General features: G+C 59.1%; 6 protein-coding genes. 1 reads left to right on the top strand and 5 read right to left on the bottom strand.

Annotated features, from left to right (window positions below):
• Positions 1-645: 645 nt before the first annotated feature.
• Positions 646-876, bottom strand: a complete 231-nt coding sequence (locus NKI54_RS33580) for a hypothetical protein (protein WP_352694022.1) — start codon at positions 874-876, stop codon at positions 646-648.
• A 265-nt stretch (positions 877-1141) separates the two neighbouring features.
• Here NKI54_RS33580 and NKI54_RS33575 point away from each other — a divergent pair, with 265 nt between their 5' ends.
• Positions 1142-2221, top strand: coding sequence for a S1 family peptidase (locus NKI54_RS33575; protein WP_352694020.1), 1080 nt, complete (start codon positions 1142-1144; stop codon positions 2219-2221).
• A 64-nt stretch (positions 2222-2285) separates the two neighbouring features.
• Here the strand turns inward: NKI54_RS33575 and NKI54_RS33570 are convergent, their stop codons facing one another.
• The 4 genes from NKI54_RS33570 to NKI54_RS33555 all read right to left on the bottom strand — a co-directional run bounded on the left by NKI54_RS33570 (position 2286) and on the right by NKI54_RS33555 (position 10728).
• A complete protein-coding gene (locus NKI54_RS33570) occupies positions 2286-4037 on the bottom strand; it encodes an SUMF1/EgtB/PvdO family nonheme iron enzyme (protein ID WP_352694018.1) in 1752 nt (583 codons plus the stop codon).
• 9 nt (positions 4038-4046) lie between these two features.
• Positions 4047-6125, bottom strand: a complete 2079-nt coding sequence (locus NKI54_RS33565; protein ID WP_352694016.1) for a RyR domain-containing protein — start codon at positions 6123-6125, stop codon at positions 4047-4049.
• 229 nt (positions 6126-6354) lie between these two features.
• Positions 6355-9186 carry an ATP-binding protein gene (locus NKI54_RS33560; protein WP_352694014.1) on the bottom strand — a complete coding sequence of 944 codons (2832 nt, stop codon included), beginning with the start codon at positions 9184-9186 and terminating at the stop codon, positions 6355-6357.
• Between the two features lie 9 nt (positions 9187-9195).
• A complete protein-coding gene (locus tag NKI54_RS33555; RefSeq protein ID WP_352694012.1) occupies positions 9196-10728 on the bottom strand; it encodes a toll/interleukin-1 receptor domain-containing protein in 1533 nt (510 codons plus the stop codon).
• Between the last annotated feature and the right edge of the window lie 763 nt (positions 10729-11491).

The following is an 11491-nucleotide window of genomic DNA, read 5'->3' as shown; positions in this document are numbered from 1 at the left end:
ACCTCCCGCCCGGTTCGCAAGAAACCCCAATCAACGCGCGTAGAACTCCACAAGGGCGGCGCTCGATCCCGACTTGTGCGCGCCTCAGTTGCAGCGCGCATTGTGGTGATGGCTATGCTGATATAACACGGAGCACATGGTGCGCAGCGCGCGGACTCGCGAGGCCCGGCCTTGTGCGTCCAGTGCATCAGTCCAGGGCTGCACAAATTGCCCGCACCGTCAATTGAGTTCGCTGCCGCCCAATCCGTCGAGGAGATCAAGACCTTCACTGAATTCGGCGTCCACCTGCGCAGGAGGTCATAGAGCACCGCAATCGAAACTTTGCGCAACGCGAAGCAGGCGCGCATGATATTCGGCCAACGCTTCGGTAGCATGGTGGCGAGACGATTGAGCAATGTCCCGGTCAATTCTAGGTCTGCCAAGGCTTATAGTATGGACGCGCGCCATGGTGCGATGTCGTGCATCGCCGCGTCGACATCGCGCAACGAGCCGGACCGCGCATCAGCGTCATGTCAGGGTGGGCATGCTTGTCTTTTATCCTGGGCCGGGCGCCCTGACGCTCGAAGACGTCCGGCTGGGTGGTCACGGCGAGTGAGCCGGATGGCGCCAGATTTGCTGGGTAAGCATCTCCGGGCGCCTTCGGGATCACACTTCGCAGTATGCCCCGCAGTTCCAGCAATAGAACCCGACGTAAACGTGGGTGTCGCCGATGACGTAATTTATCGCCGAGCAATGCCAGCAAGAGGCATTGATCCCGATCGCGTGTTGTGCCTCTGCTCCGCCGGTCTGCCTGGGTTTTTGCCCCTTGACGGTCTTCTGCTTGTCGACCTTGGAATCGTCGCCCTTCTTGCCGACTTTTACTGTGATCTCAGCCATTTTCGTCCTCCCTTAAAAGGGCTCCCGCAAAGGAGACCGTTGCATTTCCCCATTATGATTTCAGGCAAACCAACTTGCGTCGCGAGCAAAAGTTGATTTACTCGGCATATTTCGATCCTTTCTCATCGAGATCGAAAAGGCAAGTCTTCTTGTGATGTTGACGCCTGTCCTAATCTGTGCAGCACCGTGCGTTGGAGGCGCCACCTATTGACGCCAACTTCTAATTCATTGATATGTGTGTATTCTTAATCAATTGGGCGGGGGCATGTCTGAAATGACGTTTCATCGCGGCAAGGAAACTACATCAACCAGTGAGATGATTTCTGCGCAGATCGAACTTCCGGGATGGCTTTTTGTGCTATCGTTAGCGGCATTGAACTTGGCTGCCGCGCCGCGGACCGCAGTGGCGGCGGAGCCCGTTCCCGGCATCGTTTTGCCGCAGTCGACGATCAAATCGCCAATCGCGCAGGTGCCGAACGCGAAAAACAATACGGGTACTCGTGTCATCGGCGGTACCGAAGCCAAGCCTGGAGCTTGGCCGTTCCAAGTGGCCTTGCTGGCAAGCGAGATGCTCGACAGCAGGGCGGCATCCCAACTCAACGCGCAATTCTGCGGCGGTACGCTGATCGCCGAACAATGGGTGCTGACGGCGGCACACTGCCTATTGAAGGATGATGTACCCGTCGCTCCCGGGGAGGTTACGATACTAGTCGGGGCCACAAAGCTCGTCGAGGGAACCCGGTATGCAGTCGCCGAGATCGTTCCAAACCCTGATTACAACGCCGTCAATATGAGAAACGACATCGGGTTGATCAAATTGGAAACGGAGGCCGAGGGTGCCAGGACCGCCAAGATCGGAAACCCGGCGGATTTCGCGCAGGCGACGGTGATTGGCTGGGGCCAGATGGAGAACGGCAGCTTCCCGGAAACGCTGATGGAGGCGACGATCGACGTTAAGCCGAATGCCACATGCAACGATGGTATCAAAGCGGTCCGGAAACAGGATGTCGGCAGGATCCTGATTAACTTTGCGGGCAACATGGGCTTTTCCGAAGCTGCGGTGGCACAGGCTTCCGAGGCAATCTACGCCGGCATGGCTGACCCGCTCGACGAGGGTATGGTTTGCGCGGGGAAGGCGGATGGCCAGCGCGACGCCTGTTATGGCGACAGCGGCGGGCCGCTTGTCGGGGGGACCGGAGAAGCCGCGACGCAAGTGGGCGTTGTCAGCTGGGGCGCCGGGCCCATGGACGCCGCTACTGCGTGCGGCCATAAAAACGTCTACGGCGTCTACACGAACGTGGCGAAATATTCGGAATGGATTTCAAGCACTATCGGTTCGCAGTAAGGCTCGGAGGCTGATTCAGAACTCTTCGTTGAACATTGCTTGGCCAAGCGTGGCTAACCTCGTTTCAATTGGAAGCTTGAGGCTTTATGTTGCAAACGACTCGGAGGCCGACGGTCGGCAAGCTGTAGGCGCCAGCGGCCGATCCCACATTACGTGGCGAGAGCGTCCGCGGCATCTCTCCGATAGCGCCCATGCGCAGCGATGAAACGCGAGTCGCGAACGATCCGCCCATAACAGTAGCAGGCTTCTGGCATTTTTTCTCATTAAGAGAGTCTTTGATTTCGCATTGATCGGTCGCAGCAGTGGCCCATTCCCACAAGCTGCCGGTCATGTCATGCAGGCCGGAGGCGTTGGCCGGCAAGGAGCCGGCCGGGCTCGGGCCAGAGCCGTCCAGGCCGTCGCCGCATCCCCAGCATACAACCCTGCTGACGAGGATCTCGCTGCCCTGAGTTGTCCGAGGGCCCTTCTCAGCAGCGCTCCACTCCGAACTGCTAGGCAGCCGATATTCGCCTGTGCAGCCTGTACTGCCTCGCTCCTTGTTGAGCCACTGAATGTATTCGGCCGCATCCTGCCACGTAATCCCGCCGACCGGCATATTGCCCCGGCGGCCGCTGGTGTCCTCAATATAACGACCGCACGCTGCTTCCCGATAACATGCATCCCATTGGGCATAGGTGAGTTCCGTCTTGGCGAATGCGACCCGCCTCCCCTTGACCGCTGGAACTTCAACCATGACCGGGCAGTCCGCACACTCGGCAAAAGTCCCCGGCAGTAGCTTCTCCAATTCTGCGTTGCGCCTGGCGGTGATCATCTCCTCCTCGCTGATGGTGATCGCCTGACCCGCCTCATGCGGTCCACGAGGCGAGAGAAAAACGTAGTCGCCAAGCAGCGCAAAATTGACAGTTTTGCCTTCTTCCTTCGGGACGACGGCAAACATTGTGTCATTCGGCACGCCGTTGCGGAGCGTCTTTTTCGCGACTTGTTCCTTGATGAAGACCGCCAGTTCAAACCCGAGGATTAGGCCATCCCCATCCCTGTCGGCTTCGCCATTCAAACCCGTGATGAAAGCCTCGGAGAAAGGATTGTTTATATCTGGCACCGTCTGCTCGTCGCTGCCCGCGGTCAGGATCAACCGGGCGTCGTGGGCAAGCAGTTCCGATACCCACGACCGGCCTTCATCCGTCAACGCCTGTACCGGCTTCTTCTTGACGATCTCTGACGCTGTGTCACCTCGCGTGATCAGCGGGATCATGGCGCCAGAAAAGCAAGCGTTGAAGAAAAGATAAACATGTTTGGAGGCGACCTCGCGCAATGCGGCGCTCAGGTCGTTGACTGAATAGGCGGTGTCTGCGATGTCACGCGGTAGCGGCTTCGTATCGCTCGCCATCAGGTAGCCATAACCCTTCGGGTCGTCCTTGCCGGCCGCAAAGCCGTGCGTGGCGATATATATCACAAGTCGGTTCTCGGGCGACCGACCATAGGTGCGGATAAATTCAACCACCTGCCGTCGCAGTTCCTCGTGCGTCATGCGGCCGCTCTGGGGTTGCGGGGGCACGAAGAAACCGTGCATTTGCAATGTCGCGGCGACCTGGCGGACCTCGCTTTCCACGCCCGGAAGCTGCCTCATATTGTCGAAATGTGAGATGCCGATGACCAACGCAAAGCTGCGAGTCGGACCAAGTTGCCTCTCGATCGCCGCGGCAATCTTTTCCTGCTCGGCCGTCTTGGCAAGCGCCAGCGCACTCGGGCGGGCGGGCTGGAGCAACATAGCCGACGCGAGCACGAGCATGGACAACTTAAGCCAAAGGCTCTTCATGTTCTCCTCCTATTCTTCAATGGGCGCTTCCGACACCAAGGCGCTGGCATAGTCCGCCGCGGACCCATCCACGATGTGGGTGATACGGTAGGCCTGCGATAGGAGCTTCCCTATCCGCACCGCTTGCGTCTCATCCCGCAGCGCCAGCATACGCCGCGCCCGCGCATCGACAACGAGGTGCAGTTCGACTCCCGCAGCACGGCATTGCTCGGCTGCGTTCAGCATCTCTGGTCCCGGTAGCGGGCAAACCGCGACCGAGAATTCGAGACTGGCCGACCCTGCGGCATCTTTTGCCACGCTATGGGTCGAGCAGCGATCGCTCAACTCGGCAAGCGTTATTATCCGTTCACGTTGAACGCCCTGTTCGGCCAGATGCAACAGCGCGGGGATTTGGCGAATTTGATCTCGATCCTTCTCCCGGGCGCTTTCGTCGAGATCGCAATAGGGCTTCATGTCGGGGTGTAGGCCCTTCTCGTCGTCCCGAACGGGACCGTAACGTATCCCGTCGACATTCTTGGCCGCTATCCAACGCGCATGCTCGATCGCCGCCAATTTCTCAACGGCGGCGGCAGGAAGCTCGATGGGGATGTTGGTACGTGGTACGCTAGCCCGGTAGCCAATGCGCACCAGCTTGTAATCCATATGGTCTGCGGCGTTGCGATTGTCTTCCTGCATCGATTCAGGGATAAGATGCCATCGGCGTTCGCCCGTAAGCATGCCGAAGTCCGCGCCTTTCAAACTCTTTTGCTTGTCGTAGTAGGCGTCGTGGTTGATACGAGCGCGGCGGTCGGCGGTGACGACGCCGTTTACTGCCTCTTTGAGATCGGGAGCATCCGCGCCGCGCAGCATCCCCGAACCGCCGATTCTCTCGACCGCCTGGCCGTAAACGACGATAGGCGGCACGGGCACTCGAAGCTCCAGAAGGACGCGCTCCCACCGGCGCGCTAACGCCATAGCCTCTTCTGGCGTTTGTCCGCCGCAATGAATAGCCGCCGGGGACACGGCGGCACCCGCTATCGCTGCCATTTCGCGCTCCACAGCGCGTATATCGTCGACGTCTACGGTGGCCGACACCACGGAGGCGGCCGAATCGGCTGCCTTGATCCTGTCCATAGCGCCGGCGGAGAAGCCGTGCCCTCCTACTGTCAGGATCGATATGCGCGGCAACGCCTCCTCGAGACGATATGCCTGGCGGGCGATGCGGAAAGCGATCTGCTGCACAAGTGGCCCGGATCCGCAGACGACGGCGTGGTAACCGGCTGATCCATGAACGACAAACCGGCCGGGCATCGCCTGCTGCAGGCCGCGCCTGACCTGCATCAGAGACAGCGAGAGAATCGAAATATCGACGCCGAGTTCTTCGGCCAATTCGCGCAGCGGCTGTCCTCTCAGCGATCTCACCAGGGGTTGTTCGATCCGGATCAAAAGGCGCGCCGCCGGAAATCTCGGCTTGTGGCTGTCGAGAATGTTGTCAGCGACCGCAATGTTGTCGAGATCGCTGTCGGAAACCGCGGCAATCAGGCGCGAGCGGGCTGCGCCGATCGTCTCAAGCAGACAGGCAAGGCGCGGCCGGTGTCCCAGCGCCAGCGTCTCGGTGAGCGGAAAGGCATTCTCGAGTTGACGCTTGTCAAGCCGCCCGGGGGCCAAAAAAGCGATGACCCCTTTTTTGCGTTCGCTTCTGGCGAAGGCGTCCAGATCCCCAATCTTGCCGATAAGAACGGCATGCCCGCCCCAGCGTCGAAAGCGCCACCTGCGCGCCCATCTGCCAGCTGTCTCCCAGAGAGCTGCCAGGGCGAGCACCGTGAGGGCGACCGGCATGGCCAATCTCGCCGTCGAAAGCATTTCGATCCCCAGCCGGTCGTCCAGGAAACAGCCCTGCCGCTGGTCATCGAAGACTAGCTGCAGCGAAGTCGACCAGCGGCTCAGCCATGTCCACAACTCGTCGCCCGGCAACGGCTTGGGCGAACACAGGCTCTGGCCCGCCAGTCCGACAAGCAGGCCGGCGCCGATAACCGCAATGGCGGTACCGAGATAGAGGAGATGCCGACATGTCGGAAACATATCAGATACGCTCCTCTTGCCCGCCATGCGACACAACAGGTGTCATTCGCGTACAGGTCGACAGACGTGATGGGCCGGCGATCGTGATCAACGTCGCAAGGCGTTCCGCGCGGCGGCCACATCCACCGCGATTAGTGTCGTTGCAGAAAGCCTGAAGCATCAAAGAAAACCAAGCCCGACGATCAATCTTGTCGCCAAAAGCGGCGAAACTCAGCCCGCTTGCGCGAGGCGCCCTCATATCCGCACTGAATCCTAGTCAGGGCTGCCCGAGTGATTGTCCTGCTTGCGAGCCTTCCAGTTTGGCAATCTTTTCGAGGGTTGCTGCCAAATTTTTCTGCCTCTCCAGATTGTCCGAGTCCTTGCTCAACAGCCATTCACGGATTTCGAGTTCTTTCTTGTACTGGCCCAACGCGCCGGCAACGTCCGCCGATTTTTCGAAGGCCTTGCCCAATCTGGAATAAGCGGGCGCGAGCCTTAGCCGCCAAATGACATTCGTCGGATCCTTTTCGGCCAGGGCTGAAAAGATGGCGATCGTCTCCGAATAATCTGCAACGGCTTTTTTGAAGTCGCCGGATTCCCATCGCTCCAGCAAAAGATCCGCCCTGCCTCGATGTGCGCTTGCGAGATTGGACAGAACCACATCGTTTGTCAGCGCTTGTGCGCGCAAGCCTTCATATATCGAAAGCGCTGTGACGTAGTTCGCCAGCGCGCCATCAAGATCCTGCGGGGTCTGCCATTGAAGGGTGTTTGCGATTTTGACCATCGTAGCGGCAACATAGGATTGCAGCGTTATGTTCGATACGTTTGCTTCAGCTGCTTTCTTCGCGATCTCGAGCGCCGCCCCGAATTGCGCCAAGGAGCCCGGATAGTCCTTCTGGATCTGCATTGCCTCGCCGAGTTTATTATGGATGAAGGCGAGGTCGAACACGCGATCCGCCCTCTCGGGCTCAGCGGCATACAGAACCTCTGCAATCGTCAGTGCCGCCGAATATTGTTCGACCGCGACTTTCATTTCATTCGGCGACGGGAGCGTTCGAAGCGAAAGGGTCGCATCCCCTATGCGAAAAGAGCTGGAATAATCGAGCCGCAACCAATCCATATTCTTCGGGTCTATTGCCGTGAGTTTCTGCGCCAGTTCCTTGGCTTTCAGCACCCTCTCGAGCGCCTCGGCGGTCTCGCCATAGATTTTCAAGGCATCGGAAAGCGAAAGCAGGACGTTTGCCTTGAGCGCCATTATAACGGGCACCATGTCAGGAAAGCGTCCAAGCGCTTCATCGATTGAGGCCAGACGTTCTTGCGCTGCAGCTACCGTGATCGTCCCCTGCCGCTGCCGTTCCAGCACCGAATCGATGTTGTCCCTGAGCGTATTTGACATGAATTCAAAGGTCTCTACTTCGTGTGCAATTTGATTTCGGCGGTAAATTAAACCGCCGCTTATCACCGCAAGGATCAGCAAAGCACCCATGACGCCCGCAGCGATCCGCGTTCTGCTGGCCATGCGCTGCGTTTGAATCTCAGCGAGCCGCTGCTGGTGCTGCTTGTCGAGCGCATCCCTGCTGTCGTGCAGCATCCGCTCGACGCGCGCGTGGCCGCCGCCATACCGCGAAGCCCAGGCTTCGGTACGCGGTCGTTCGTTCCACCATGTCCAATATCGCGTAACCTGATCCAGCGGCAGGAGCGGGGTTTCGGTGTCGTCACCGCTGGCGATCGCGCGGAGCGCCTGATATCTCTGTCCGTCCCGGTATTCGTCCCTCAGCCAGCCAATCCGCCGGTCGTCGGTTCGCTCGCCAGTGGCTCCCGGTTCCCCGCTGACGCGCTCCCAGTGCCGAAGCAGGGCTTCGTGCCCGACATCGATGCGTGTCCTGGGGTCCAGTGTTGGGGTCGCCGCCGGCGAGGGTGTGAGGAAGGAGCAGTCGTCCGCCCGAAACCGATCGACTATCGTGCGCAGCCCATCCTCATTGATAGCGGTTTCGGCCCCCAGCTGCTGCAGTGAAAGGACACGGCGCGTCGCCCTGCCATCCCGGTCGATGTCGGAAAGGGCGCGAAACACGCGCGCGACCAGAGGTTCAAGGCTGTTCAGATCCGTCGCCAGTATCTCTTCCGCGTGCTGGGACAGAGCCCCGGCCATCAGGCCGATTTCGTCATATTCCCTGCGCGAGATATGACGGGTGGTCTGTCGTGTATCGCCCGCGGCCGCCGTCGCCGTCTCTGTCGGGCGGGCACGCTCCCACAGCCGCAGCAGACAGTGCTGCAGAACCGGCAACTGGTCCTGCTCGACGCCGCTATCGTTCAGCAGCTGCTCCACCAGCGACGAGTCGATGGTCGCTTCAGCCAAGGCGATCGGTCCCTTTATTACCTCTTCCCGCTGGTCGCGAGTCAGTGAGGGAACCAGGAACTGCGTGGCGCTAACGGCCTCCGGCAAACCCTGGAAGCGCGCACAGTCGCCGATGAAATCCGACCGCATGGTCAGCAGCACGCGAACCAGCGCCACCGGGCTGCGGCTGGCCTCCAGCAACAACTGGACGAATTGCGCCGCTTCGTCGCGCAGGCGCGCTTCCTCCCTTGGCGCGATGCCAGCCATGGATGCCGAACTGGCAAAACGGAACAGTTCCTCGAACTGGTCGATTACCAGAACGACGATCTTCTTGTCGACTCCGTCCATCTCGCCGATCGCCTTGGCGATCCCGTGGCTAGAGCCGCGTAGATGATGCGATATGCGCTCGGCGCGCATTGCATTTATGATCGGATCGTCGGTTGCCGACAGGTCGTCGCCCAGGTGTTTGAGAGTCTGTATAAGGGATTCCAGCGGAAGATCGCCCGGCCGCATCTCGATCCACAGCCATTGCCGCCCGCCGCCTTCGCGATTCTCCTCGTCGAGCAGAGGGAGTAGGCCGGCACGTACAAGCGATGATTTTCCGCTTCCGGAATTGCCAATAACCGCGACGAAGCGGCTCAGGTCCAGCAGTCGATAGAGCGCAAAGAATTGGGCGCTTCGGCCGAAGAAAAACTTCTGGTCGAGCGGCCCGAATGGCCGCAGACCCGGAAATGGCCGTGCTTTGGAAAGCGTAGATACGCCCAACGCGGTCATCGCCGCTATTTAAGCGAGGAGGGGAGCGAGGTCATCCGGCCCAGGCGGATTTGGAAGCGCCGTCAGATCGATCGCCACGTCTATTTCGTCCTTGGAATAGAACTGGACGCCCATCTTCTTTGGCATGCCGGGGGGGGGACCGGCGACCAGGCCGCGACGCGTAAAGCGCTTCGTGCGCCCCAACGTTTTCCAGTCGACGAGTTCATTTGAGCTCACCTTCGCCCACACGTCCGGAGCGGACGCCCAACAGACGACGACCGCATCACATTCGCGCAAGTTCTGCTTGTGCAGCCGGACGCGCTCGGCATCTGTGCCTTCGACAGCCGGAAACCGGGGCGTAATGTCACGCGCCCTTAGGGCCATGCCGATTTCGTAGGCATATCCGATGTCCTCGGGACGGTGATAGACGTACATCCGCGCATTGGCAGGCGTTTCATCGAAGGTCTGCTGGGGAACCACTGCGCGGGAGAGCCTCTGGGCAACAAGTTCCACGAATTTGCTCAGGGTGTCGCCCTCGACGGCATCCGTGTCCATATAGCTGCCAAACCTGGATAATACCTCCAGCGGATCACGAAGTCCTTGTTCGGACCCTGCTGCATTCAAATCCAGTATCTTGGGAGCCCAGATGATGCGCTTTAGCTTGCGCGCGTCTTCCTCGTTCGCGGCTTTTTGAGCGGCCCGTGAAAGTTGGAGTTTTACGATCGGTTCTGCGTCATCGGGCGCAAATCCGGGCTTTTCACCCAGAAGGTGGATCGAGAAATCCGCCGTGGACAACGCATCGTCGACGAATTTCACCGCCGTCGAGTCAACCGGAATGTCCTTGGCCGGATCTGGAACGATCGTGTAGCCGGAATTCGTGAGTTCGACCACCATGCGGTCGTAAGCGCTCCGCGTGTCGCTCGCAGGTTTGGCCAAATACACCGCCCTGTCGCTGGTCGGGCGCGGCTTGAGCGAGATGGCCTCCGGTGGTGGAGTCATCTCATGCGAGGCGTATCTCACGGCCCGGCGCCTCAGCACTTTGGCAAGCTCATCCAGACGTTCGTAGTACTGGTTGTCACGGGAGACCCCATGAACAAAGAATTCCCGTTCCAGATCCACCTCGTCGGGGTCGTCGAGAGCATAGAACTGTATTCCGCTCTGGCCCTGTAACAGCGATGGCCGGCGATCATTTGCGACGTGGCGCTTGCCGACCACAATGATCCGCTCGCGAATGCCGGATTCGTCGGACCGCCAGCGGTCAGTGAAGATTTTTAGTTCTTGCTTGCAATAGTCGCTCGACATCCAGTTGGGCGACAGGACCGCCAGCATCAACGCCGATGCCTCGATTGCCTCGGCTATCTTTTTGTCGAACTGATCCGCCTGATCGACCTGACGGACGTCACGCCAAAGCTTTGGTTTGGGGTCGCCATAATCCCTGAACCTATAATGCAATTGATCGTAGAGGGCGGTGATGAAACCCTTCTTCGCCGGCTCATCGGGCGGCGACACATCGTCATTGCGCGCATAAGAGACAAAAATCTGAACTGGACTATCCGAAACCATCCGCCCGTTCCCCAACCCTTGGTCGTGCTGGCTAGTACATGAACTTACGCTTTGTGCTTTCGCATCGCAAGTAGATGCGGAAACCGGAGGTAAATAGGGCAGGTTTAATGGAGAAGCATGAAAGGCGTCTATGCCTGAAACTGTGGGATACCAAGAGGAATAAGCTCTCGGCATGTTTTCTGGACGGCGGGAAGTCGTTGAAGAAATTCTTTTGCAAAAACCGATACTAAATGGCTGGACGGTACGGCTGTTACGATCCAAGATTCATCGGTACGGACAGCTCTGAGGGTCTGAACCTCACCCGACATTCAGATTCACGGTGCGACGTTCAACTCACTCGACAAGGCTCTGCTTGAGGAGACAATCCTTCATGAGGGGGCTGCCATGCCTTGGGCTTGGAGCCACGAAGCCGTTTCCGAATATCACCTCGCCAAAATTGAACGACAGGCGTGGCTTCTGACGGTAGAACTCCGCGACGCGCAGTTGTCGCAGAGAACGTCGGCAACCGCTATGCGCGACGAACGTGGTCCGGCAATTAGTGGGCCGTTAGCGGAATGTCAGCTTCTGGTGTTCGAACCTAGTTATAGAGACACCTGGGCCAGCGCGAGCATCGGCGTGACATGACCCAAAGGCGACAAGTCGACCAAAAAGGTGGGAAGGGCAGCGAACCCCTCTATATCGATAGCCATGGATGCATCGAGCGACCACCCGCAAAACGACGAGCTTCTCTCGGACATCCAGCGCCTGTCCTTCGACTATTTTC

This window comes from Mesorhizobium sp. M0663, assembly GCF_040320585.1.
In the GTDB taxonomy this organism is placed as follows: Bacteria; Pseudomonadota; Alphaproteobacteria; order Rhizobiales; family Rhizobiaceae; genus Mesorhizobium.
This window is presented reverse-complemented; position numbering and strand designations above follow the sequence as displayed.

Bases quoted from the DNA above. Each gene is read 5' to 3' on its own strand.
- NKI54_RS33580 (WP_352694022.1), bottom strand. From the start codon at position 876: ATGGCTGAGATCACAGTAAAAGTCGGCAAGAAGGGCGACGATTCCAAG.
- NKI54_RS33575 (WP_352694020.1), top strand. From the start codon at position 1,142: ATGTCTGAAATGACGTTTCATCGCGGCAAGGAAACTACATCAACCAGT.
- NKI54_RS33570 (WP_352694018.1), bottom strand. From the start codon at position 4,037: ATGAAGAGCCTTTGGCTTAAGTTGTCCATGCTCGTGCTCGCGTCGGCT.
- NKI54_RS33565 (WP_352694016.1), bottom strand. From the start codon at position 6,125: ATGGCGGGCAAGAGGAGCGTATCTGATATGTTTCCGACATGTCGGCAT.
- NKI54_RS33560 (WP_352694014.1), bottom strand. From the start codon at position 9,186: ATGACCGCGTTGGGCGTATCTACGCTTTCCAAAGCACGGCCATTTCCG.
- NKI54_RS33555 (WP_352694012.1), bottom strand. From the start codon at position 10,728: ATGGTTTCGGATAGTCCAGTTCAGATTTTTGTCTCTTATGCGCGCAAT.